The sequence below is a fragment of the Pseudomonas pergaminensis genome (assembly GCF_024112395.2).
In the GTDB taxonomy this organism is placed as follows: Bacteria; Pseudomonadota; Gammaproteobacteria; order Pseudomonadales; family Pseudomonadaceae; genus Aquipseudomonas; species Aquipseudomonas pergaminensis.
On the sequence record NZ_CP078013.2, the window covers coordinates 2,702,015 to 2,724,495 of the forward strand.

Genomic DNA, 22,481 nt, shown 5'->3' on the forward strand with positions numbered 1-22,481 from the left:
AGGAGCGCTCGATGATTGATCCCGCTGTACTGCAACAATTGGCCCCCGATGGCGTGCTGCGTGCTGCCATCAACTTCGGCAACCCGGTGCTGGCGCAACGCGGCGCGGGCGGTGAGCCACAGGGGGTCTCAGTGGCGTTGGCCAAGGCCTTGGCTGAAGAGCTGGGTGTCGAGTTGGCGCTGATCACCTTCGAGGCGGCGGGCAAGGTCTTTGCTGCGCTGGCCGAGGATGCCTGGCGCGTGGCGTTCCTGGCCATCGAGCCGGTGCGTGAGCAGGAGATCGCGTTCAGCGCACCCTACGTGGCGATCAAGGGCACCTACCTGGTGGCGACGGATTCGCCCTTTACCCACGTCGCCCAATTGGATGCAGCGGGTCGACGCATCGCCGTCGGCCAAGGCGCAGCCTACGACCTGTACCTGAGCCGTACGGTGGCGCACGCCGAGTTGGTACGGGCGCCCACGTCGGCGGCCGCGGTGGACTGGTTTATCGCGCAAGGGCTGGATGCGGCGGCGGGGGTGCGGGACTTTCTGCGCACCCGGGTGAGCGCACAATGGCGCCTGGTCGAGGATGACTTCATGACCATCCGCCAAGCCATGGCAGTACCGGTGGCACATGCAGCCGCTGCCGCGTTCGTCAGATCCTTTGTCGAACGGCAGAAAGAGAATGGTGGGGTAAAGCGAGGTCTCGAGGCCAGCGGGCAGAGCGCTGAATTACAGGCGACGTAGGAAGGATTTGACGATGTGCCGGGTGGCGTCGGTGGTGTCCAGGTCGTCCATGGCGCCATAGGGATGCCACTGGCAATCGATTATTTCATTGCAAGGTTTTGCATCGGCGAGGTTTACCACCGAAGCTTCGAACACGTGGTGCACGGTGTCGCGCGCCTTGAGCTCCTGCAGGTACAGCAAGCCGTCCACGTTCAACCCGGTCTCTTCTTCCAGCTCGCGGGCCGCCGCGCCGACCGGACGCTCGTTGCGTTCGACCTTGCCCCCCGGCAGCGCCCATTTTGATCTGGCCTTGCGCACGAAGAGGATATGCCCCTCGTGTTCGCAAATGACCGTGGCCCTAATTTTCATCGTCTGTGCCCCCGCAGTGGGATGAGTGTCATAAAAGTGTAATGCAATTGTCATGCTAAGTGGTTATGGCGCTGACGTGTGGGGATGTGGATACTGCCCGATTGATCAAAACGGACGAGGAGAGCAGATGAGCACCGTACGCTGGGGCATGATCGGCTGTGGCAGTGTCACTGAATTGAAGAGTGGACCCGCTTTCTACAAAGCGCCAGGTTCGGCGTTGGTGGCCGTGATGGGACGCCGTGAAGAGGCGGTGCGCGATTATGCGGCACGCCACGGCATCGCGCGCTTCTACACCGACGCCCAGGCACTGATCAACGACCCCGAGGTGGACGCGGTGTACATCGCTACGCCGCCGGACAGTCACCTCGAATACAGCCTGATGGTCGCGGCGGCCGGCAAGCATTGCTGCGTCGAGAAGCCCATGTCCCTCAATGCCGAGCAAAGCGCTTTGATGCAGCGCACCTTCGAGCGCGCCGGGTTGCATCTGTTTGTCTCCTACTACCGGCGTTCGCTGCCGCGCTTCCAGCAAGTGCGTGATTGGCTGCGGGACGGGCGGATTGGTGAGCTGCGCCATCTGACCTGGACCCTGTGCAAACCACCGGGCGCCGACGATGCCAGCGCCGCCAACTGGCGCACCGACCCGGCCATTGCCGGCGGTGGCTACTTTGCCGACCTGGCCAGCCATGGGTTCGACCTGTTCCAGTACCTGGCCGGCGACATCATCGAAGTCTCGGGCTTTACTGCGCGACAAGCCGAGCGCTATGCGGCCGAGGACGCCGTGACGGCGTGCTGGACCTTCAGTTCGGGCGCACTCGGCATGGGCTGCTGGAATTTCGTCGCAGACCGCCGTGAAGACCAGGTGGAGCTGATCGGCAGCCGTGGGCGCATCCGCTTCTCGGTCTTCGAAGACCAGCCCCTGCACCTTGAAGGTGAAACCAACGAGGTGCTGGAAGTGCCGTGCCATGCGCATATCCAATGGCATCACGTGCTGGCGATGAACGCGCATATTCGCGGCGATGCCGAGCACCCGTCACTGGGCATCGAGGCGCTGAAGACCGATCGCATCCTCGACAAGGTGCTACAACGTAACCCCAATCATCCGGGGTAAGCGCGATAGGGTTGTTGTTTTTGGAAGGAACGGACGGATGAAATACTGGATGGCGTTGTGGCTGGTACTGGCCACAAGTGCAGGGGCGGCCCCGCGTACCCAAGGTACGCCGGGGGAGTTTGATTTTTATGTGTTGTCGCTGTCGTGGTCGCCGACCTTTTGCCTGACGCACCCGGACAATGAACAGTGCTCGGGCAAGGGCTACGGTTTTGTATTGCACGGCTTGTGGCCGCAGTACGCACGGGGAGGGTGGCCGGCCTCATGCGCACCCCAAGCGCAGTTGACTCACGAAGCGATCGAGAAGGGCGCGGCCCTTTTCCCGACCCGGTCGCTGCTCAAGCACGAATGGGCCAAGCACGGCACGTGCACGGGGCTGGAGCCGTTGGCCTACCTGGAAAAAACCGACCAGGCATTGGGCGTGGTGACTATTCCGCAGCCGTTGCAGCCGTTCAATACGCCGCCGTCGCTGCAGGCCAGTGAGATCGAGGCGTTGTTTCGCGAGAGCAACCCGCGCATGGGCAACCATGGGCTGGCGGTGATCTGCAAAGGCAAGGTGCTGTCGGAGGTGCGGGTGTGCCTGACCAAGGACCTGGCGTTCGCCGGTTGCCCGCGTAGCGTAAAAACCCAGTGCCGCGACGGCGATATCCGCATCCCCGCCCAGCGCTAAGGCAGCATCGCCACGCGATAGCGCTCGTCAAAATCTTCGGCCAATTGCGCCAACGTGACCTCGCCCAGGCGCTTCAACAGCAGCGCCTGGGCTTGCTCGAAGGCGTCCGTCAGCGCGGCGTTCACCGCTTGTTCCACCAGGCATTCCGGGTGGTCAGTGGACAGGCCGATGGCAAATATCGACGGCGTGCCCAAGGCGTTGTGAATCTCCAGCAAGGTGATTTCACTCAACGGCTTGCCCAGGCTCCAGCCACCTTGATGGCCTTTTTCCGAGCGGACGTAGCCCTTTTCCTTGAGCAGCCCGAGTGTGCGCCGCACCACCACCGGGTTGGTGCCCAGCATCTGCGCGATGGTTTCCGACGTGGCGCGCTCTTCATGGCGACCCATATGGATCAGCACATGCAGCATGCGCGAAAGACGGGTGTCGTTTCTCATCAAGGGACCTCGGGTCAATTCAGCGCACAGTATCCTTCGCAACCTGAAAAGTTGCGAGACTCTTGACGGCGTATTTTTACGTAACTTATGGTGTGTCGTGAAAGCGCCTGGATAACCGGGGGCACACCGCATGGGGTCATTTTCATGATGTACGACGTAATCATCGTGGGCGGCAGCTACGCTGGCCTGTCCGCCGGCCTGCAATTGGCACGGGCGCGGCGCCAGGTGCTGGTGATCGATGCCGGGCAGCGGCGCAACCGCTTTGCAGCCACGTCCCACGGGTTTCTCGGTCAGGACGGGCAGACGCCAGCGATCATCGCCGCCGAAGGTCGTAGCCAGCTGATGGAGTACGCGACGGTCACGTGGGTGCAGGACCGCGTGGTTGAGGCCGAAGGCTTCAGCGTGCGCACCGAACATAACGGTACCTTTGAAGGCAAGCGCTTGATCCTCGCCACGGGTGTGGTCGACGTGCTGCCCGACATCGAAGGCCTGGAAGAACGCTGGGGCAAGCACGTATTCCACTGCCCTTACTGCCATGGTTATGAGCTGGATCAAGGCCGCATCGGGGTACTCGCGACCTCACCGCTGGCCATGCACCACGCGCTGATGCTGCCGGACTGGGGCACCACCACCTTGTTTACCAATGGCGTGTTTACCCCGGATGCCGAACAGCAGGCGCAGTTGGACCGTCGTGGGGTGCGTGTGGAAAGCGGGGCGGTACGAAGGATTTGCGGTGCGCGTGCCGACCTGGAATTGGACGATGGCCGGGTGTTCAATCTCGACGGTCTCTTCACGATGTCTCGCACGCACATCAGTCCATTGGCTGCACAGTTGGGGTGTGAGTTGGCCGACGGCCCCACTGGCCGTTACCTGCTCACCAATGACATGCGCCAGACCTCCGTGCCTGGTGTGTTTGCCTGTGGCGATGCCTCCCTCGCCGCGGGTTCCGTGGCGCTGGCCGTGGCCGAGGGCGTGCGCGCCGGGGTGGGCGCGCATTTTTCCTTGATCAGTGGTTGAGGTAGACCGGGCTGGCAGTGGACAACGAGGCTTTCACCGCATGGGTCATGTCGGTGATCAGCACTTCTTCGCGGTCTTCGCTCAGGGCTTGCAGGGTGAGGGCGACGACTTCCTGCGGCGTGCTTTTGGGGGCTTGCACATCGGCGACCATGTCGGTGTCGATGTAGGCCGGGTGCACGCCGATGACCAGGGTGTTCTGCTCGCGCAACTCGCCTCGCAGGCCGTTGGTGAGGCCCCACTGGGCCGACTTGGAGGTGCTGTAGCCACCGGTGCCGGGAGGGCTCAGCCAGCTCAATACCGACAGCACGTTGATCAACGCGCCGCCGCCTTGCTTGGCCAGGATCGGCGCAAAGGCACGGCTGACGCGCAGGGTGCCAAAGGTGTTCACGTCAAAGTGCTGCTGCAGGTTCTCGACGCTGTCTTCGGCCAGCAACGAGCCGTACTTCAGGAACCCCGCGTTGTTGATCACCACGTCGACATCCGTGCAGTGCTCGGCGGCACGCTGCACGCTGGCCGGGTCGGTGATGTCCAGTGCAATCGGGGTGCTGCCGGGGATGTCGACGCTGTTGGGGTCACGCGCGCCGGCATAGACCTTGGCTGCACCGCCTTCCAGCAAGGCGTTGACGAAGGCTTTGCCCAGGCCGCGATTGGCGCCGGTGACCAGTACTACTTTTCCACGAATGTCCATGATGCGCTCCAGCCTGCGAAATAAGGGATGAATTTGGTTTAATAATGAAACCGTTTTTATCCTGAGCCTGTTGGTCCTATAATGCAACCTAATTTTACGCCTGCCTGGAGGGCCGACGATGAAACGCAAATGCCTGGAAGGCGACGGCTGCCCGGTGGCTCGCGCCTTGGACGTGGTGGGTGACTGGTGGACGTTGCTGATCATTCGCGACGCCTTCGCCGGGGTGACGCGCTTCGGTGATTTCCAGAAGCACTTGGGCGTGGCAAAAAACATCCTCGCCACACGGCTCAAGGACATGGTCGAGCAGGGCCTGTTGCACACCAGCGAAGTCGGCGCGCGCAGCGAATACCAGCTCACTGACAAAGGCCGCGCGCTCATGCCGGTGCTGGTGACGCTGGCGCAATGGGGCCAAGCCTTCACTGAGGCCGAGCATGTCAGCGCCCAGGTGCTGGATGCGCGCTCGCTCAAGCCGCTGCGTAACGTGCAGATCGTTGCCGAGGATGGGCGGGTGTTGGGCATCGGCGATATCGTCACGCAATCGCCACTGGCTTGATGCCGCACAGGCGCTAGACTCTAAGGAACGTCTCCCATTGGAAGGGACATCACTTGAGCGCCGATTTCGAGAGCAAGACAACATTCCAAGGGTTGACCTTCAAGCTGTACCGAGGAGAGGGCGCTGCACTGCTGGCATTCGACCTGGCCCCCGACCTCGCCACCGTCGATTTTGTCGGCTTCAGCATCGAAGTGCGTTACCCCGGCAGTACGCACTGGGGCGTGCTGCACAACCGGTTGCACTTCGACTACCCACCCACGCCCGAGCGCCCGCGTATTTTTCCGTCCACCGAGGCGCCGTTCCAGAAATTCCGCTGGATCCATGTGCCCAGCGAGATCCTGCCGGGCTATTACCGCTACCGGGTCACCGCCTGCTACATGCGCGCCGACGGCGTGCTGAGCAAGGGTGTGGGCGTGGAGGGGCAGGTCAGCCTCGAAGCGCAAACCCTCAACCAGTTCGTGAATATCGGCTTCACCCGAGGTTTTGCGTCGTCCCAGGCGTACGGCGACCGTTTCGATAATGAAACACGTATCCTGCCGCCGGCTCGCTCTGCACCCAGCGCCTACCTGGCGTTGGACATGGCGCCGTTCGAACGCAATTACCAATGGCTGGGGTTCGAGGCACGGCAGTTGATTCTGCAGGTGCTGGATCAAGTGGCCAACGATCCCGAGCTGACCCTTGATGCACTGATCTACGAAAGCAAGGAGCCCGACCTCCTGCGCCGCCTGGAACACCTCGGCCCGCGCCTGCGCGCAATCATCGATGACCATGGCGACCAGGGCGCCGCCGACAGCTGTGAAAACCTCAGCGCCACGCGCTTGAGCGCAGCCGGGGCGCAGGTCAAACGCTTGCATTTTTCCAGCCAGCAGCACAATAAGGTGCTGATTGTGCGCCGCGCCGGCAAGGCGATCCGCGTGCTGGGCGGCTCCACCAACTTTGCCCTGCGTGGTTTGTATATCCAGGCCAATAACGTGCTGTTGTTCGACGATGAAAGGGTCGCGGGCAAGTTTGCAGAGGTATTCGATGTTTACTGGCATTCGCCCGCGATGTTCCGCCAGCATCCGCTCGCGCAAAAGTGGTGGGTGGTGCGCGACGAGCCGGGCTCCAAAGTGTCGTTGTGCTTTGCACCCCATGCTGACAGCGCACTGTCCCTGGACCCCATCGCCACTAGCATCGAAAACGCCACCAGCTCGGTGCTGTATTCCATCGTGTTCCTCAGCCTGATCAACGGCAAAGTGCGCACCGCGCTGGATGAGTTGATGCGGCGCGCGCTGTTCTCCTATGGCGTGGCCCAGCGCACCGGCAAGCTGGCGGTGCGCAAGCCGGACGGCTCGGTGGGGCTGCTGCCGTTCGCTTACCTGGCGAGTAACGCGCCGGCGCCGTTCAGGTCGGAATGGTCGGGCAATGCGGGGAACATGGTGCACAACAAGTTTGTGGTCACCGACTTCAACGGCGCCAACCCCACGGTGTACACCGGGTCATCCAACCTGGCCGGGGGCGGGGAGAAGAACAACGGCGACCACCTGATCCGCATTGAAGACCGCAAGGTCGCCGTGGTGTATGCCATCGAGGCGTTGCGCCTATTTGACCACTTCCACTTTCGCGTCAATGCCAGCCAGCCCGGTGCGCTGCAGACCCTGCGCCTGGCCAAGCCACCGGCAGCGGGGCAAAAAACCTGGTTTGACGCCTACTACCGACCCGGTCATGTGAAGGCGCGGGACCGCGAGTTGTTCGTCAAATAGGCTCGGGTTGGCCATCCACCAACTGCTGGAACAGCGGCGTCAGCAGGTCGACCAACACCTGGGGATCGGCCTTGGCCAGTGCCGACAGTTCGAGCATTTGGCGCATCATCTGGAACCCGGAAACCAACGCCATCACCAGCGCCGCGCGCTCCTCGTGGTGAGCGCCCTTGAGGGCGGCGGCCATGGTCGCCTGGTGACCTTTTTCTACCTGTTCGCGGCCGATGATGGCGGCGCGTTTGCTGGAAGCCGAGTGCAGCATGATCAGGAAACCTTCCAGCGGCGTGCTGCCGGCTTCGGTGATGCTGACCAATGCGGTGGCGAGGGTGCGTCCGAGGTTTTGCGAAGGGAGGTTGCCTTCGGTGAGGATGATAGGGGTGGCCATGGTGTCGGCGATCACTTCGGCAAACAGCTGCTCCTTGGAGCCGAAGTAGCGGTTGACCAGCATCGCGGTCACCCCCGCGCCGGCGGCGATTTCACCTACGCCGGCGCCGTCATAGCCCGATTGGGCGAACGCTTTGCGCGCGGAGAGCAAGATGGCTTCGCGCGTGACGGCGGCGTTGCGCCGTCGTGGAATGGGGTTGGGCATTGGCGTCCTGACGTGGCTGGAAACGGTGGGCGCGCAGGTGATGCGCGCCGACAGGGTACAGGGTCTATTTGCCGTCGAGGAAGCCCAGCAATGCCGCATTGAACAACGCCGGGTCCTGCAGGAAGGCAAAGTGGCTGGTATTGGGCAGGATCAACAGGCCCGCACCGGGAATGGTCGCGGCCATGTACTCGGTGTGTTCGCGCTTGATCGCCTCGTCATGGTCGCCATCGGCAATCAGGATCGGCGTCTTGATGCTTTGCAGTTGCGCGTCGGTCCAGTTCGGTTGGCTGGCCCACATGTGGCTGATCTGTTCGACAAACGCGTCGTACTCTTTCGGCGTTGGCGACAGCTTGCCGTACTCCTTGCCCGCGCGTTCGATGAAGGCCGCGAAGGTCGGGTTCTTCTCGACGCCATCCTTCACCCCGGCAGTCTGGGTGTTGGCGGCGAAGGCGAACACTTTGCCGATACGGTCCGGGTGACGCAGGGCCAGGTCGATGCCGATGATGGCGCCGTCGCTCCAGCCGACGATATCGGCGCGGGGGATTTTCAGGCTGTCGAGCACGGCGACCACGTCGTCGGCCATCAGGTCGTAGCCGTAGGGTTTGTCGTCCCGCGAGCTGCGCCCGTGGCCACGGCTGTCGATACTGATCACCGTGTGCTTGGCGGCCAGCGCCTTGACCTGGTTGCCCCAGTAATCGGAGTTGGACAAACCACCGTGCAGCAGCACCACCGGCGAGCCATGGCCGGTGCGGGTGTAATAGACCTTGATGCCGTTGACGGCGGCGTAGCCGCCCTTGGCGCCAGCCACGGGGGCGGGCGTTGGCGGCAGGGTTTCCCAGCGTTCAGCGGCTTGGGCCGCAGAAAAACACAGCATCAGGCAGGCGGCTGCCAACAGGCGACGTGACATAGCGGTTCCTTTTTTGTGTTGAGGGGGGCTGAACTCTAGCATCGGCTGCGGCCCGGCAAATACGCATTTTTGCCTATCAAAACCTGCCGTTCGAAAGAAAAAAATGCAGTTATATCAATGGAATAAAAGCGTCTAAAAGCACCTTGTGGGCAATCAGGCTGTTGGCACAATCGATCAGCGTTTCGCGGGCCGGGCGTGTGTGCCAGCCGAGCATGACGCGGGCTTTTTCGGCTGTGTGGCGATGTTGGCGGCCGAGGTTGGGGGGCAGGCCGCGCAGGAGCGGATCGAAACGTGCCAGCAGGCGCAGCAGCCAATCGGGGATATTGCGGGTGGGCACCTGGATGGCCGCTTCGTCTAGATGGTCAGGCTGCCGCTGGGACATGTCGGCCATCCACGGGAATTGCGGCGATCGTCTACAAAATAATTCGACGAGGGTTATTTTGTTCAATACCCCGCTCTTGATGCGCTTTACCGTGGGCCCATCGTCACTCGTTCGAATAAGAAGGAATTGCAATGAGCTTGATCGTTTCCATGGCTGCGTTTGCGTTGGCCACCTCCATCACACCGGGACCTGTGAATGTGGTCGCCCTGAGTTCAGGGGCGCGCTTCGGTTTTGTGGCGAGCCAGAAACACGTGTTTGGCGCGGCGGCGGGTTTTACCTTGTTGCTGGTATTGATCGGCCTGGGCTTGCATGAAGTGCTGCTGCGCTGGCCGATCCTGACTCAGTTGATCCAGTGGGGCGGGGTGGTCTTCCTGCTGTACATGGCCTGGAAGCTGGCAGTGGACGATGGCCGGCTGGATGCCGATGGCACCGCCACCGCGCCGTCGATGCTGTATGGCGCAGTCATGCAATGGCTCAACCCCAAGGCATGGCTGGCCTGCGTCGCGGGGATGGGGCTGTTTGTGGCCGACGGTGATGCGCAGCAAGTGTGGCTGTTCGCGAGCCTCTACCTGGTGATCTGCTACCTGTCGGTGGCGTGCTGGGCCTATGCCGGGACGTTTCTGCGCCGCTACCTGGGCAACCCCCAGGGCGTGCGTGTGTTCAACCGCTCAATGGCCGCGTTGCTGGTGGCCAGTGTGGGTTATTTGCTGATGGCTTGAGCAGGTCGCGGTACTGCCCGGGCGTGGCGGCGAAGTGCAGCTTGAACGCGCGCTGGAAATGCGCCTGGTCGGCAAAGCCGGCGGCCAGGGCGACCTCGGCGATCAGCTCGCCGTTACGCAACTGGGCGCGGGCAAACTGGATACGCTGGTTCACCAGGAACGCATGGGGCGTCAGCCCGTAATACTGCTTGAACGCGCGAATCAGGTAGGACGGCGATAACTCGGCAGCCAGGCAGATATCTTCGAGTTTCAACGCCTGGGTGCAATGGGCGCGGATGAACTCGGCGGCGCGTTCCAGCTTGTGGTTGACCTCACGTGGCGGCGTGTCGGAGGGGTTGAGGCGCTGTTGCACTTCACTAAAGTAACTCACCAGCGCACTTTGCTTTTGCAGGTGTTCAGCTTGCGTGTCCACCAGTGTGCGGTAGAGCGCCAACAGCCCGCGATACAACACGGGGTCGCACGTGTAAGGGGTGTTGAACGCTCGATAGCCCTGGTCGGTGCTGAACCCCAGTTGGTATTGCAGGTCGGTCAGCCAGGGCGTATCGAGGTACAGCATCTGATAAGACCAGTGCTCGTTATCGATGGGGTTGCAGGCGTGCACATCGCCTGGGTTCATCAACACCACGGTGCCGGCGCTGATCTGGAAGGTCTGCGCGCCGTAGTGGTAATAGCTGCGCCCCAGGGTCACCGCACCGATGGAGAAGTGTTCGTGGGCGTGCCGACCGTAGGTGACCTTGCGTCCGTCGGCGATGGTGCGCGCTTCGATGAACGGCAGGCGCTCGTCGCGCCAGAACTGCGGCGCGTGCGCGGGATGCATGGGGGTGTTCGGCAGCATGGTGGCGGTTCCGTCCCTTGAGAGATCGAAGGAGGATCATTGCACAGGCTGCCACAAGTTTCAGGTGCTTAAGCGCGGCTGCTGCACGTTTGGCAAGAGAGCAAGCTCCCTTGCCACCGGTTAGCGTTCGAGCCTAGAAGTCCCACTTGGTCGCCAATTGCAGGCTACGCGGTTCGCCGTAGAAACCGGTGCCGAAGTTGCCCAGGCCCGTGTAGTACGTTTTGTCGAACAGGTTCTTCACGTTGAGCGTGGTGCTCAGGTGGTCGTTGAAGCGGTAGCGCGCCATCAGGTCCACCAGGTAGTAGCTGTCCTGGGTGATGCGTGAGTTGTGGCCGAAGTTGACCGTGTCATTCGGGTCCGGCTGGAACACATTGCCGAAGAATTCGCTCTGCCAGTTCACGCCGCCGCCGACGGTGACGTTCTCGAGGGCGCCGGGCAGGCGGTAAGTGCTGAACAGGCGCACCACTTGCCGTGGCGTGGTGGTTTGCAGCACCGAGCTGTAGACGTAGCCGTCATTGGCGTCGCGGGTGTGTTGGTAAGTGTAGCCGGCGGAGACGTTCCAGCCGTCCAGCACTTCACCCGACAACTCCGCTTCGAAGCCCTTGGTGGTGGCGCCGGCGATGGCGCGGTACACCGAGTCGGTCTCGAAGCCCGAGACGTACTCGGCAACATTGTCCTGCTCAATGCGAAACGCTGCAAAGCTGGCGTTGAGGCGGCCGTCGTAGAACGCGGCCTTGATCCCGGCTTCGTAGGTATCGCCTTCGATCGGATCAAGCAGTTTGCGGTCGGCGTCCTTGCTGGTTTGCGGGCGGTAGATCTGGGTGTAGCTGGTGTACACCGACCAGGTGTCGTTGAGGTCATAGACGATGCCGGCGTACGGCGTGACCACGCCGCTCTGGTGGTAGGTGGTGCGGTTGTCGGCCTTGGTCGGGTCGTAGAAGTCGGTGGTGTCGGTGCCGCTGAACGTGCTCACGCGGGTGCCGAGGATCACCGACAAATCATCGGTGGGTTTCAGGCGCGTGGCCAGGTACGCCCCGGTCTGGCGCTGCACGATATCGTTCTGGCCGCTGCGCGGGATGTCCGGCTTGGCGTATTCGCCGTGCCAGTCGAAGATACTGCCGCCCACCGGTGGGTAGATCGAGCCGTACACCGGCACGTCCTGTTTAGAGCGGGTGGCCATGAAGCCCATGATCAACTCGTGCTCGCGGCCAAACAGGCTGAACGGCCCGCTGAGGTTGACGTCCAGGGTGTTCTGCACCTGGTCGCCCTTGTACTTGCCCATGAACATGTACATGTTCTCGCCGCTGACCGGGTCCGGGTTGCCACCGCTGGCGGACGCGAGCAGGGTGTCGTGCTGGCTGCGCTTGCGGTCGAGGCTGACCTTGAGCGACCAGTCATTCGCCAGCTTCTGCTGCACCGAGGCGAAGAGCGTCTGGTTGGTGAAATCGCGGCGGCTCCAGTCGGCGGCTGGGTTGAACGAACGCGAGAAGTGGGTGCGCGAACCGTCGCTGAAATACATCGGGAAACCGGTCCAACTGGCGCCGCGTGAGCGCGTGTCCTGCTGGTCGATGCCGAAGGTCAGCAGGGTGTCGGGCGTCAAGTCGGCTTCGAGGATGCCGTAGGCGATGTCCTTGGTGTGCTGGTAGTGGTCCAGGTACGACTGGCGGTCCTGGTACACGCCGACAAAACGCCCGCGCACATTGCCGGACTCGGTCAGCGGGCCGGAGAGGTCGCCTTCGGTGCGGTAGTTGTCCCAGGAACCGAAGGTCTGGGTCACCGAGGCCTTGAACGCCGCCGTGGGTTTCTTGCGGATCAGGTTGACGGTGGCCGACGGGTCGCCGGAGCCGCTCAGCAGGCCGGCCGAGCCCTTGATGATTTCCAGGTGGTCATACACCGCCATGTCGGTGCTGGTGGTGCCGTAGTCATACACGCCGTCGTAGGTGGAGTTGACGCCGTCATACTGGAAATTGGTGATCGGCAAGCCCCGGCTGGAGAACTCCCAGCGCTCGCTGTCGTAGTTCTGCACGCTGACGCCAGGGGCGCGGCGCAGGGTGTCGGCGATGTTCGTGGAGCCCTGGTCGTCCATCTGCTGGCGGGTGATCACCGTGACCGATTGCGGGGTTTCGCGCATCGACAGCGGCAGGCCGGTGGCCGACGCCATGGAACCGGTGGTGTACGAATGCGTGTCTTCGGTGGTCGCGCCCAGGCCCTGGCCGGAGATCGTGGTGGCGCCCAGTTCCAGGGCGCCGCTGTTGGCTGGAATCGGCTCCAGCACGTAGCTGTTGTTGCCCTGGGCGACGGCCTGCAAGCCACTGCCTTGCAACAGGCGCTGCAAACCGCTGGCGGGGGTGTAGCTGCCATTCAGGCCGGGGCTGGTTTTACCGGCGGCGAGGTTGTTGTGGCCTGCGATGAAAAGGCCGGACTGCTCGGCAAAGCTGTTCAACACACTGACCAGGGAGCCGGCGGCGATCCGGTAGTTGCGAGTGGCTTCCTGGGTGGCGGCTGATTCGGCGGCGTAGGCCGCCGGCGCGCCGAGGCAAAACAGCGACGTGGCCAGCGCCAATGGGCGCAGCGCAAAACGAGCAGGTTGCGACATGAAGGGTTCCCTTTGGATCAAATCGATCGGCGAAATAGAGCGTCTGCAGGGTTAACCGAACGAGTGTGGGAAAAGGGAACTGACATTCAGCGTTTTTTTACTTTGGCCCGACAGTGACCCACCAGGGCATCGGCTTGTCGACGCGAATCGGCAGCGCCGCTTGCAACAGGTGCAGGGCGTGATCGCTGTCGATCAGCGGGAATGAACCCATCACCGGCAGTTGCGCCACAGCCGGGTCGCAGCCCAGGTGGCCGGGGCGATAGCGGTTGAGTTCGGCGATCAATTGGCCCAGCGGGAGGTTGTCCGCCAACAGTACGCCACGGCTCCAGGCTTCACGGGCCGGGGAGGCCGGTGCAGTAGGGGCGAAGCCGTCGCGCGTAAAGGACACCTGTTGGCCGGCTTCGAGGATGCGCGCCTGCGCGTCGTGCGTGGTGACCTGCACCCGCCCTTCGAAGACGTTGAGCTGGGTGTGATGCTCGCCGTGCAGCACACTGAATCGTGTCCCCAGCGCCTGCATACGCCCGTGTTCGGTGTCCACCAGGAATGGCCGGCTGGCGTCCTTGGCCGTGTCGATCAGCACTTCGCCAAAGCGCAACTGCAACAACCGTTGTAGCCCATCAAAACGCACATCCAACGCACTCAAGGCGTTCAGCCACACATGGCTGCCGTCGGCCAGCAGCGCATCGCGCGTCTCGCCGCTGCCGGTGGCGTAGTCCGCACGCCAGCCGCCTACCAGTCGAGGCAGGGCGGTCGTGCGCCAGGTGCCCCAGGCCAGTGTCGAACCGGCACACAGCACCAACAGCGTCTTGAGGGCCTGGCGCCGCGAACTGCGCAACGCCCGGCTGGCGCCTTGGGGTTGTTCCATCAAGGGCGCAAAGCGTTGGCTGACCCGCTCTACATACTGCCAGGCCGCCAGGTGCTCGGGGTTCTGTGCCACCCAGGCTTGCCAACGCTGGTGTTCCTGGTTGCTGGCCGGGTCCTGCAGGCGCACGTACCAGTGCGCCGCCTGCTCCAGGCTGGCATGGCTGAGGGTGCCGGAAGTGTTCATTGCACCAGCATCCCGTCGAGTTCGGCTTCAAGGATGGCGCAGTGCAGCAGGGCCTGGGCCATGTATTTCTTGACCATGCGTTCACCCACGCCCAGGTGCTCGGCGATCTGTTTGTAGGGTTGGCCGTGCAACTGGGCGAGCAGGAAGGCTTCGCTGACTTTCTTCGGCAGGCGCGCGAGCATGGCGTCTACTTCGTAGAGGGTCTCGACGATGATTGCGCGTTGTTCCGGTGAAGGTTGGATGGCTTCCGGGCACAGGGCCAGGCTCTCCAGCCAGGCTTTTTCGAGCTGACGGCGGCGCCAGTGGTCGATGCACAAGCCACGGGCGATGGTGGCCAGGTAGGAGCGCTGGCGCAGGTGATCGGTCTCGACCGGAGGCCGGTTGAGGATACGGATAAACGTGTCGTGGGCCAGGTCGGCGGCATCCCAACGGTCGTTCAAGCGGCGCCGTAACAGGCCGAGCAGCCAGCTGTGGTGGGTGCCGTAGAGGTGGGTGAAAGAGGTCGACACGATTTCCATCCAGCGCAAAAGGATTGGCGTAAATAAGAATTGGTCGCGATTAAAGCAAAGGGGGCGCGTGCGCGCAAATGATATTGAATGGCTGTTATGGGGGAGCGGGCTTGCCCGCGATGGCGGCGCATCAGTCGATGAATGTATAGGGTGGCCCGCCGCTAACGCAGGCGAGCCAGCTCCCGCATTTTGGGTCAGGCGGGTACGAGGAACGCGGCCTCCAGCAGCTGACGGGTGTAGGCATGCTGCGGATCGGCGAAAATCGCCTGGGCATCGCCTTGCTCCACCACCTGCCCATGTTTGACCACCATCAACTGGTGACTCAAGGCTTTGACCACCGCCAAGTCATGGCTGATAAACAGGTACGTCAGGTTGTACTTGGCCTGCAGGCTGCGTAGCAGTTCCACCACCTGGCGTTGCACCGTACGGTCGAGGGCCGAGGTGGGTTCGTCGAGCAGGATCAGGCGTGGCTTGAGCACCAGTGCGCGGGCGATGGCGATGCGTTGGCGCTGGCCGCCGGAGAATTCGTGGGGGTAGCGGTGCCGGGATTCCGGGTCCAGGCCCACCTCCTTGAGTGCTGCGATAATCGCGACTTCCTGCTCGGCCGGTGTACCCATCTTGTGGATGCGCAGGCCTTCACCGACGATCTCGCTGACGCACATGCGCGGGCTCAGGCTGCCGAACGGGTCCTGGAACACCACCTGCATTTCCCGGCGCAGCGGGCGCACCTGCTGCTGGGTCAGCTTGTCCAGTTGCTGGCCTTCGAAGCGGATCCCGCCCTTGCTGGCGATCAACCGCAAAATCGCCAGGCCCAGGGTGGATTTGCCCGAGCCGCTTTCGCCAACGATGCCCAGGGTCTGCCCCTGGGGCAGGCTGAAGTTGATACCGTCCACCGCCTTGACGTAGTCGACGGTGTTGCGCAAAAAGCCTTTTTTGATCGGGAACCACACCTTGAGGTCATCGACTTCCAAAAGCGGCGCGCCCACCGCGTTGTTGGCGGGCCCGCCACTGGGCTCGGCCGCAAGCAGTTCCTGGGTGTAGGGATGCTGGGGCGACTGGAACAGCGTCTCGCAGTCCGCCTGTTCGACGATGCAACCCTTCTGCATCACGCACACGCGGTGGGCGATGCGCCGCACCAGGTTAAGGTCATGGCTGATCAACAGCAGCGCCATGCCCAGGCGCGCCTGCAACTCCTTGAGCAATTCCAGGATCTTCAGTTGCACCGTCACATCCAGCGCCGTGGTCGGCTCATCGGCAATCAGCAGTTCTGGCTCATTGGCCAATGCCATGGCGATCATCACCCGCTGGCGCTGGCCGCCGGACAACTCATGGGGCAGGGCCTTGAGGCGCTTGTGCGGTTCGGGAATGCCCACCAGTTCCAGCAACTCCAGGGTGCGCTGGGTGGCGACCTTGCCGGTGAGCCCCTTGTGCAGGCCCAGCACTTCATTGATCTGCTTCTCGATGTTGTGCAGCGGGTTCAAGGAGGTCATCGGCTCCTGGAAGATCATCGCAATGCGGTTGCCGCGAATGTGGCGGATGGTTTTTTCTTTCAGCGTGAGCAGGTCCTGCCCGGCATAGTTGATGGTGCCGGAGGGGTGCCGCGCCAGCGGGTAGGGCAGCAGGCGCAGGATCGAGTGGGCCGTCACCGATTTGCCCGAGCCGCTTTCGCCCACCAGCGCGATGGTTTCGCCGCGCTTGATGTCGAAGCTGACGTTGTTCACCACACGGTGGTGATGGTCGCCCGTGACAAACTCGACGGAGAGGTCGCGGATTTCGATCAGATTGTCCTGATTCATCTCATTTCCTCGGGTCGAAGGCATCGCGAGCGGACTCGCCGATAAACACCAGCAAACTCAACATGATCGCCAGCACGGCAAAGGCACTCATGCCCAGCCACGGCGCTTGCAGATTGGATTTGCCTTGGGCCACCAGTTCACCCAGCGATGGCGAGCCAGCCGGCAAACCAAAGCCGAGGAAGTCCAGGGCGGTGAGGGTGCCGATGGCGCCGGTGAGGATGAACGGCATGAAGGTCATGGTCGACACCATCGCATTCGGCAAAATGTGGCGGAACATGATCGCGCCGTTCTGCATGCCCAGGGCCCTGGCGGCGCGCACGTATTCCAGGTTGCGTCCGCGCAGGAACTCGGCGCGTACCACGTCCACCAGGCTCATCCACGAAAACAGCAGCATGATCCCCAGCAGCCACCAGAAGTTGGGCTGCACGAAACTGGCGAGAATGATCAGCAAGTACAACACCGGCAACCCGGACCATATTTCCAGGAACCGCTGCCCCGCCAGGTCGACCCAGCCGCCATAGAAGCCCTGCAAGGCCCCGGCGATCACGCCGATGATCGAGCTGAGCACTGTCAGCGTCAGGGCAAACAGCACCGACACACGGAAGCCGTAGATGACCCGCGCCAGTACGTCGCGGCCTTGGTCGTCGGTGCCCAGCAGGTTCACGGAAGAGGGCGGCGCCGGGGCGGGCACCTTGAGGTCGTAGTTGATGCTCTGGTAGCTGAACGGGATCGGCGCCCATAAGGTCCAGGCGTCTTTGGCCTTGAGCAGTTCCTGGATATACGGGCTCTTGTAGTTGGCCTCCAGCGGGAACTCGCCGCCAAAGGTGGTCTCCGGGTAGCGCTTGAGCGCCGGGAAGTACCAGCCACCGTCGTAGTGCACCGCCAGGGGCTTGTCGTTGGCGATCAGCTCGGCGCCCAGGCTCAGCACAAACAGGATCAGGAACAGCCACAGCGACCACCAGCCACGTTTGTTGGCCTTGAACCGTTCGAACCGGCGGCGATTGAGGGGGGATAGATTCATCTCAATGCTCCCGGCTGGCAAAGTCGATACGCGGATCGACCAAGGTGTAGGTGAGGTCGCCGATCAGTTTCACAATCAGCCCCAGCAGGGTGAAGATGAACAACGTGCCGAACACCACCGGGTAGTCGCGGTTGATCGCCGCTTCAAAGCTCATCAGGCCCAGGCCGTCGAGGGAAAAGATCACCTCCACCAGCAACGAACCGGTGAAGAAAATGCCGATAAACGCCGAAGGGAAGCCGGCGATTACCAGCAACATCGCATTGCGGAACACATGGCCGTACAGCACGCGGTGGTTGGTCAGGCCCTTGGCCTTGGCGGTGATCACGTACTGCTTGTTGATCTCGTCGAGAAAGCTGTTCTTGGTCAGCAGGGTCATGGTGGCAAAGTTGCCGATCACCAAGGCCGTGATGGGCAGCGCCAGGTGCCAGAAGTAATCGAGGACCTTGCCGCCCCAGCTCAGCTCGTCGAAGTTGTTCGACGTGAGCCCGCGCAGGGGGAACCAGTCCAGGTAACTGCCACCGGCAAACACCACGATCAACAGGATCGCAAACAGGAACGCCGGGATCGCGTAGCCAACGATGATCGCCGAACTGGTCCACACATCGAAATGGCTGCCGTGCCGCCTGGCCTTGGCGATCCCCAGGGGGATGGACACCAGGTACATGATCAGCGTGCTCCATAACCCGAGGGAGATGGACACCGGCATCTTTTCCTTGATCAGGTCGATGACCTTGGCGTCACGAAAGAAGCTGTCGCCGAAATCCAGCTGGGCGTAGTTCTTGACCATGATCCACAGGCGTTCCGGCGCCGATTTGTCGAAGCCGTACATCTTCTCGATTTCTTTGATCAGCGCCGGGTCCAGGCCCTGGGCGCCTCGGTAGCTGCTGGAACCGGCCACCGACACCTCGGCACCGCCGCCGGCAATGCGGCTGGTGGCGCCTTCAAAGCCTTCGAGCTTGGCGATCATCTGTTCCACCGGGCCCCCGGGGGCGGCCTGGATGATGACGAAGTTGATCAGCAGGATCCCGAACAGCGTGGGGATGATCAGTAACAGGCGGCGAAAGATATAGGCCAGCATTTAATCGCCTCCGCTCGCCGGATCGGCGTGCGTGCTCGTGTCTAGGGGAATGGCAGGCTTGGCGTCGGGTTTGGCCCACCAGGTGGCCGTGCCGACGTCGTAGCGCGGCGGGACTTTGGGGTGGCCCAGGTGGTCCCAGTACGCGACGCGGAAGGTCTTGATGTGCCAGTTCGGGATCACGTAGTAGCCGAACTGCAACACGCGGTCCAGGGCCTTGGCATGCGCCACCAGGCTTTTGCGCGAATCGGCGTCGATCAGCTCTTCCACCAACTGGTCGATGGCCGGGTCCTTGAGGCCCATGTAGTTGCGGCTGCCAGGTTTGTCGGCGCTGGAAGACTTCCAGAACTCCCGTTGTTCATTGCCCGGCGAGGTGGACTGCGGGAAGCTGCCCACCAGCATGTCGAAGTCCCGCGAGCGAATGCGGTTGACGAACTGCGAGACGTCCACCCGGCGGATCACCAGGTCGATCCCCAGGTCAGCCAGGTTGCGCTTGAACGGCAGCAGGATGCGTTCGAACTCGGTCTGGGCCAGCAGGAACTCGATTTTCACCGGCTTGCCAGTGGTGTCGACCATCTTGTCGTCGACGATGCGCCAGCCGGCTTCCTGCAGCAGTTGGTAGGCTTCGCGTTGCTGGGTGCGGATCATGCCGCTGCCGTCGGTCTTGGCCGGTTCGAACGCCTGGGTGAAGACTTCGGGCGGGATCTTGTCGCGCAGGGGCTCGAGGATTTTCAGCTCATCTGGACCTGGCAGGCCGGTGGCGGCCATCTCCGAGTTTTCGAAGTAACTGCGGGTGCGGGTGTAGGCACCGTTGAACAGCTGCTTGTTGCTCCACTCGAAATCCAGCAACAGGCTGATGGCCTTGCGCACCCGCACGTCCTGGAACATCGGTTTGCGCATGTTGAACACGAAGCCCTGCATGCCGGTGGGGTTGCCGTTGGGGATTTCTTCCTTGATCAGGCGACCCTGGGCCACCGCCGGGATGTTGTAGGCGTTGGCCCAGTTCTTGGCGCTGAATTCCAGCCAGTAGTCGAACTGCCCGGCCTTCAAGGCTTCCAGGGACACGGTGCTGTCGCGGTAATAGTCGGTGATGCGGTTATCGAAGTTGTAGAAACCCTTGGCGACCGGCAGGTCCTTGGCCCAGTAGTCCTTGACCCGCTCGTAGCGGATCATGCGCCCGGCCTTGACCTCGGCGACCTTGTACGGCCCGCTGCCCAGCGGCACTTCAAGGTTGCCCTTGGCGAAGTCGCGGGTCGCCCACCAATGCTTGGGCAATACCGGCAGTTGGCCGAGGATCAGCGGCAATTCGCGGTTATTGGTGCGCTTGAACTTGAACAGCACCTTCAGCGGGTCCTCGGCGACCACTTCGTCGACGTCGGCGTAATAGGTGCGGTAGATCGGCGAGCCTTCCTTGATCAGTTCCTGGAAGGTAAACACCACATCTTCGGCGCGGATCGGGTGGCCGTCGTGGAAGCGTGCTTCGGGGCGCAGGTAGAAGCGCACCCAGCTGTTGTCCGGGGCTTTTTCGATCTTGCCAGCGACCAGTCCGTACTCGGTGATGGGTTCATCCAGGCTCTGCATGGCCAGGGTGTCGTAGATCAGGCCGAGGTTGTCGGCCGGTACGCCCTTGCTGATGTAGGGGTTGAGGCTGTCGAAACCACCCATGGCCGACTCTCGGAACGTGCCGCCCTTGGGCGCATCCGGGTTGACATAGTCGAAGTGCTTGAAGTCGGCGGGGTATTTCGGCGGCTCGTTGTAGAGCGTCAACGCATGTTGCGGGGCGGCTTGGGCCACGGTGCACAGCAGCAGGCCACCGAGCAGGGCAGTACGCAAAGACATCATTGGGCTTTCTCCGAAGCTTTCAGCCACCATGCGCTCAGGCCCAGGCTGTAAGGCGGCGTGGTGACAAAGGCGAACCGGTTGCGGTACGCCAAGCGATGATAGTTGAGGTACCAGTTGGGAATGCTGTAGTGCTGCCACAGCAGCACCCGGTCCAGGGCACGGCCGGCGGCCAGTTGTTCCTCGCGGGTCTTGGCAGCCAGCAGGTGTTCCAGCAGGTGATCGACAACCGGGTTGGCGATGCCTGCGAAGTTCTTGCTGCCCTTGATCGCGGCCTGGCTGGAGTGGAAATACTGCCACTGCTCAAGGCCCGGGCTCAGGGTCTGGTTGAGGGTGATCAGGATCATGTCGAAGTCGAATTGATCCAGGCGTTGCTTGTACTGGGCGCGGTCGACGGTACGCAGGCGCGCGTCGATGCCGATGCTGATCAGGTTCTCGACGTAGGGCTGCAGGATGCGCTCCAGGTTCGGGTTGACCAGCAGAATCTCGAACCGTAGCGGTTGGCCGTCCTTGTTGAGCAGGCGCTGGCCGGAAAGCTTCCAGCCGGCGTCGCTGAGCAGCGCCAGCGCACGGCGCAGGGTTTCGCGGGGGATGCCACGCCCGTCGGTCTGGGGCAGGCTGAACGGCTGGGTAAACAGGTTGGCCGGCAACTGCTCGCGGTAGGGCGAGAGCATCAGCCACTCATGGCCGGTGGGCACACCGGTCGCGGCGAATTCGCTGTTGGGGTAGTAGCTCAAGGTGCGCTTGTAGGCGCTGCTGAACAGGGTGCGGTTGGTCCATTCGAAGTCGAACATCAGCCCCAGGGCTTCACGCACCTTGGTCTGGCTGAAGGTGGGCCGCCGGGTGTTCATGAACAGGCCCTGGCTCTGGGTCGGGATCTGGTGGGCGATCTGCGCCTTGATCACGTCGCCACGGTTCACCGCGGGGAAGTTGTAGCCATTGGCCCAGTTCTTGGCCTGGTGCTCTATGTAGATATCGAACTCGCCGGCCTTGAAGGCTTCGAAGGCCACGTCGCTGTCGCGGTAGAACTCCACCTCGACCTTGTCGTAGTTATAGAAACCCTGATTGACCGGCAGGTCCTTGCCCCAGTAATCCTTGACCCGTTCGAACACCAGTTGCCGGCCAGGCGTGACTTTGCTGATGCGGTACGGCCCGCTGCCCAGTGGCGGTTCAAAAGTGGTGGCCTTGAAATCGCGGTTTTTCCAATAGTGTTGGGGCAATACCGGCAACTCGCCCAGGCGCAGGATCAGCAACGGGTTGCCGGCGCGCTTGAACACAAAGCGGATGCGGTGCCGGTTGAGGATATCCACCCGTGCCACTTCCTGCAGGTTGGTGCGGTACTGCGGGTGGCCTTCGGTCAGCAGGGTGCGATAGGAAAACTCCACGTCATAGGCGGTGATCGGCTTGCCATCGTGAAAGCGCGCTTCCGGGCGCAGGTTGAACACCACCCAGCTGCGGTCCTCGCTGTATTCCACCGACTGGGCGATCAACCCATAGCTGGAGGTGGGTTCATCGCCGGAAGGCGCGTACAGGCCGGTGCCGACCATCAACGGCTCGTTCAGCTCATTGACGCCGTATTGCAGGAAGTTGGGCGTGGAAACCGGGCTGGAGCCCTTGAAGGTGTAGGGGTTGAGGGTGTCGAAGGTGCCAAAGGCCATGACCCGCAATGTCCCGCCTTTCGGCGCTGCAGGGTTTACCCAATCGAAGTGGGTGAATTTGGCCGGGTACTTGAGGCTGCCGAACTGTGCATAACCGTGGCTTTCGGTAATCGTCGCGTTCGCAGCAAAGCTCAAGGCCAGACTTATTAGTAGAAGGAGGGGACGCTTCAAGTCAGGGATCCGATCCAGGCGGCTTGGGCTTTATGATCGGTACAGTAACAGCTTGTT

At 62.4% G+C, this 22,481-nt stretch carries 22 protein-coding genes; 7 read left to right on the forward strand and 15 right to left on the reverse strand.

The window, feature by feature from the left end; genetic code table 11:
- Positions 1–11: 11 nt before the first annotated feature.
- Positions 12–725 (forward strand): transporter substrate-binding domain-containing protein, encoded by a 714-nt coding sequence (locus KUA23_RS12300; RefSeq protein WP_099493937.1) that lies wholly within the window; start codon positions 12–14, stop codon positions 723–725.
- Here KUA23_RS12300 and KUA23_RS12305 read toward each other — a convergent pair.
- Positions 711–1,073 (reverse strand): NUDIX hydrolase, encoded by a 363-nt coding sequence (locus tag KUA23_RS12305; protein WP_078048065.1) that lies wholly within the window; start codon positions 1,071–1,073, stop codon positions 711–713. The genes KUA23_RS12300 and KUA23_RS12305 overlap by 15 nt on opposite strands.
- 127 nt (positions 1,074–1,200) lie before the next feature.
- Here KUA23_RS12305 and KUA23_RS12310 point away from each other — a divergent pair, with 127 nt between their 5' ends.
- Both KUA23_RS12310 and KUA23_RS12315 read left to right on the forward strand, forming a co-directional pair.
- Entirely contained in the window at positions 1,201–2,181 is a 981-nt protein-coding gene (locus KUA23_RS12310; RefSeq protein WP_099493936.1) for a Gfo/Idh/MocA family protein, read from the forward strand.
- Between the two features lie 37 nt (positions 2,182–2,218).
- Positions 2,219–2,848 carry a ribonuclease T2 family protein gene (locus KUA23_RS12315; RefSeq protein ID WP_100490950.1) on the forward strand — a complete coding sequence of 210 codons (630 nt, stop codon included), beginning with the start codon at positions 2,219–2,221 and terminating at the stop codon, positions 2,846–2,848.
- Here KUA23_RS12315 and KUA23_RS12320 read toward each other — a convergent pair.
- Positions 2,845–3,282 carry an Rrf2 family transcriptional regulator gene (locus KUA23_RS12320; protein ID WP_078048068.1) on the reverse strand — a complete coding sequence of 146 codons (438 nt, stop codon included), beginning with the start codon at positions 3,280–3,282 and terminating at the stop codon, positions 2,845–2,847. The genes KUA23_RS12315 and KUA23_RS12320 overlap by 4 nt on opposite strands.
- A 144-nt stretch (positions 3,283–3,426) precedes the next feature.
- Between KUA23_RS12320 and KUA23_RS12325 the strand changes: the two genes are divergently transcribed.
- The gene (locus tag KUA23_RS12325; protein WP_078048069.1) at positions 3,427–4,299 is read left to right on the forward strand and encodes an NAD(P)/FAD-dependent oxidoreductase; all 873 of its coding nucleotides are present in this window, start codon (positions 3,427–3,429) and stop codon (positions 4,297–4,299) included.
- On the opposite strand, the gene KUA23_RS12330 is transcribed toward KUA23_RS12325, so the two are convergent.
- Entirely contained in the window at positions 4,289–4,987 is a 699-nt protein-coding gene (locus KUA23_RS12330; protein WP_078048070.1) for an SDR family oxidoreductase, read from the reverse strand. The genes KUA23_RS12325 and KUA23_RS12330 overlap by 11 nt on opposite strands.
- Positions 4,988–5,105: 118 nt before the next feature.
- On the opposite strand from KUA23_RS12330, the gene KUA23_RS12335 reads away from it, so the two are divergent.
- Both KUA23_RS12335 and KUA23_RS12340 read left to right on the forward strand, forming a co-directional pair.
- Positions 5,106–5,540 (forward strand): winged helix-turn-helix transcriptional regulator, encoded by a 435-nt coding sequence (locus tag KUA23_RS12335; RefSeq protein ID WP_078048071.1) that lies wholly within the window; start codon positions 5,106–5,108, stop codon positions 5,538–5,540.
- Positions 5,541–5,593: 53 nt separating this feature from the next.
- Positions 5,594–7,282: a phospholipase D-like domain-containing protein gene (locus tag KUA23_RS12340; protein ID WP_252994030.1), complete on the forward strand. Its 1,689-nt coding sequence runs from the start codon at positions 5,594–5,596 to the stop codon at positions 7,280–7,282.
- Here the strand turns inward: KUA23_RS12340 and KUA23_RS12345 are convergent.
- From KUA23_RS12345 to KUA23_RS12355, 3 genes are all read right to left on the reverse strand, one after another.
- Positions 7,275–7,868 (reverse strand): TetR/AcrR family transcriptional regulator, encoded by a 594-nt coding sequence (locus KUA23_RS12345; protein WP_252994031.1) that lies wholly within the window; start codon positions 7,866–7,868, stop codon positions 7,275–7,277. The two genes, KUA23_RS12340 and KUA23_RS12345, sit on opposite strands and share 8 nt — an antisense overlap.
- 64 nt (positions 7,869–7,932) lie before the next feature.
- Positions 7,933–8,775, reverse strand: a complete 843-nt coding sequence (locus KUA23_RS12350; protein ID WP_078048074.1) for an alpha/beta fold hydrolase — start codon at positions 8,773–8,775, stop codon at positions 7,933–7,935.
- Positions 8,776–8,884: 109 nt separating this feature from the next.
- Entirely contained in the window at positions 8,885–9,223 is a 339-nt protein-coding gene (locus KUA23_RS12355) for a Rossmann-fold NAD(P)-binding domain-containing protein (RefSeq protein ID WP_252994032.1), read from the reverse strand.
- A gap of 65 nt (positions 9,224–9,288) precedes the next feature.
- Between KUA23_RS12355 and KUA23_RS12360 the strand changes: the two genes are divergently transcribed.
- Complete coding sequence (locus tag KUA23_RS12360) at positions 9,289–9,876, forward strand: LysE family translocator (RefSeq protein WP_078048075.1); 588 nt, start codon at positions 9,289–9,291, stop codon at positions 9,874–9,876.
- On the opposite strand, the gene KUA23_RS12365 is transcribed toward KUA23_RS12360, so the two are convergent.
- The 9 genes from KUA23_RS12365 to KUA23_RS12405 form a co-directional block, all read right to left on the reverse strand.
- Positions 9,818–10,711, reverse strand: coding sequence for an AraC family transcriptional regulator (locus tag KUA23_RS12365; protein WP_252994033.1), 894 nt, complete (start codon positions 10,709–10,711; stop codon positions 9,818–9,820). The two genes, KUA23_RS12360 and KUA23_RS12365, sit on opposite strands and share 59 nt — an antisense overlap.
- 133 nt (positions 10,712–10,844) lie before the next feature.
- A complete protein-coding gene (locus KUA23_RS12370) occupies positions 10,845–13,307 on the reverse strand; it encodes a TonB-dependent siderophore receptor (RefSeq protein ID WP_252994034.1) in 2,463 nt (820 codons plus the stop codon).
- A gap of 97 nt (positions 13,308–13,404) precedes the next feature.
- The gene (locus KUA23_RS12375; RefSeq protein ID WP_252994035.1) at positions 13,405–14,355 is read right to left on the reverse strand and encodes a FecR domain-containing protein; all 951 of its coding nucleotides are present in this window, start codon (positions 14,353–14,355) and stop codon (positions 13,405–13,407) included.
- On the reverse strand, positions 14,352–14,873 hold the full coding sequence (locus KUA23_RS12380; protein ID WP_078048079.1) for a sigma-70 family RNA polymerase sigma factor: 522 nt from the start codon (positions 14,871–14,873) through the stop codon (positions 14,352–14,354). Before KUA23_RS12380 ends, KUA23_RS12375 begins: the two co-directional genes overlap by 4 nt.
- 185 nt (positions 14,874–15,058) lie before the next feature.
- The gene (locus tag KUA23_RS12385; protein WP_214497619.1) at positions 15,059–16,660 is read right to left on the reverse strand and encodes an ABC transporter ATP-binding protein; all 1,602 of its coding nucleotides are present in this window, start codon (positions 16,658–16,660) and stop codon (positions 15,059–15,061) included.
- Position 16,661: 1 nt separating this feature from the next.
- Positions 16,662–17,681, reverse strand: a complete 1,020-nt coding sequence (locus KUA23_RS12390; RefSeq protein ID WP_012723835.1) for an ABC transporter permease — start codon at positions 17,679–17,681, stop codon at positions 16,662–16,664.
- A gap of 1 nt (position 17,682) precedes the next feature.
- Positions 17,683–18,759, reverse strand: coding sequence for a microcin C ABC transporter permease YejB (locus KUA23_RS12395; protein WP_252994036.1), 1,077 nt, complete (start codon positions 18,757–18,759; stop codon positions 17,683–17,685).
- On the reverse strand, positions 18,760–20,598 hold the full coding sequence (locus KUA23_RS12400) for an extracellular solute-binding protein (protein ID WP_099493926.1): 1,839 nt from the start codon (positions 20,596–20,598) through the stop codon (positions 18,760–18,762).
- A complete protein-coding gene (locus KUA23_RS12405; protein ID WP_252994037.1) occupies positions 20,595–22,424 on the reverse strand; it encodes an extracellular solute-binding protein in 1,830 nt (609 codons plus the stop codon). The genes KUA23_RS12400 and KUA23_RS12405 overlap by 4 nt, the downstream gene beginning before the upstream one ends.
- Positions 22,425–22,481 lie beyond the last annotated feature (57 nt).

Coding starts and splice junctions, on each gene's coding strand:
- KUA23_RS12300 (WP_099493937.1), top strand. CDS start 12: ATGATTGATCCCGCTGTACTGCAACAATTGGCCCCCGATGGCGTGCTG.
- KUA23_RS12305 (WP_078048065.1), bottom strand. CDS start 1,073: ATGAAAATTAGGGCCACGGTCATTTGCGAACACGAGGGGCATATCCTC.
- KUA23_RS12310 (WP_099493936.1), top strand. CDS start 1,201: ATGAGCACCGTACGCTGGGGCATGATCGGCTGTGGCAGTGTCACTGAA.
- KUA23_RS12315 (WP_100490950.1), top strand. CDS start 2,219: ATGAAATACTGGATGGCGTTGTGGCTGGTACTGGCCACAAGTGCAGGG.
- KUA23_RS12320 (WP_078048068.1), bottom strand. CDS start 3,282: ATGAGAAACGACACCCGTCTTTCGCGCATGCTGCATGTGCTGATCCAT.
- KUA23_RS12325 (WP_078048069.1), top strand. CDS start 3,427: ATGATGTACGACGTAATCATCGTGGGCGGCAGCTACGCTGGCCTGTCC.
- KUA23_RS12330 (WP_078048070.1), bottom strand. CDS start 4,987: ATGGACATTCGTGGAAAAGTAGTACTGGTCACCGGCGCCAATCGCGGC.
- KUA23_RS12335 (WP_078048071.1), top strand. CDS start 5,106: ATGAAACGCAAATGCCTGGAAGGCGACGGCTGCCCGGTGGCTCGCGCC.
- KUA23_RS12345 (WP_252994031.1), bottom strand. CDS start 7,868: ATGCCCAACCCCATTCCACGACGGCGCAACGCCGCCGTCACGCGCGAA.
- KUA23_RS12350 (WP_078048074.1), bottom strand. CDS start 8,775: ATGTCACGTCGCCTGTTGGCAGCCGCCTGCCTGATGCTGTGTTTTTCT.
- KUA23_RS12360 (WP_078048075.1), top strand. CDS start 9,289: ATGAGCTTGATCGTTTCCATGGCTGCGTTTGCGTTGGCCACCTCCATC.
- KUA23_RS12365 (WP_252994033.1), bottom strand. CDS start 10,711: ATGCTGCCGAACACCCCCATGCATCCCGCGCACGCGCCGCAGTTCTGG.
- KUA23_RS12370 (WP_252994034.1), bottom strand. CDS start 13,307: ATGTCGCAACCTGCTCGTTTTGCGCTGCGCCCATTGGCGCTGGCCACG.
- KUA23_RS12375 (WP_252994035.1), bottom strand. CDS start 14,355: ATGAACACTTCCGGCACCCTCAGCCATGCCAGCCTGGAGCAGGCGGCG.
- KUA23_RS12380 (WP_078048079.1), bottom strand. CDS start 14,873: ATGGAAATCGTGTCGACCTCTTTCACCCACCTCTACGGCACCCACCAC.
- KUA23_RS12385 (WP_214497619.1), bottom strand. CDS start 16,660: ATGAATCAGGACAATCTGATCGAAATCCGCGACCTCTCCGTCGAGTTT.
- KUA23_RS12390 (WP_012723835.1), bottom strand. CDS start 17,681: ATGAATCTATCCCCCCTCAATCGCCGCCGGTTCGAACGGTTCAAGGCC.
- KUA23_RS12395 (WP_252994036.1), bottom strand. CDS start 18,759: ATGCTGGCCTATATCTTTCGCCGCCTGTTACTGATCATCCCCACGCTG.
- KUA23_RS12400 (WP_099493926.1), bottom strand. CDS start 20,598: ATGATGTCTTTGCGTACTGCCCTGCTCGGTGGCCTGCTGCTGTGCACC.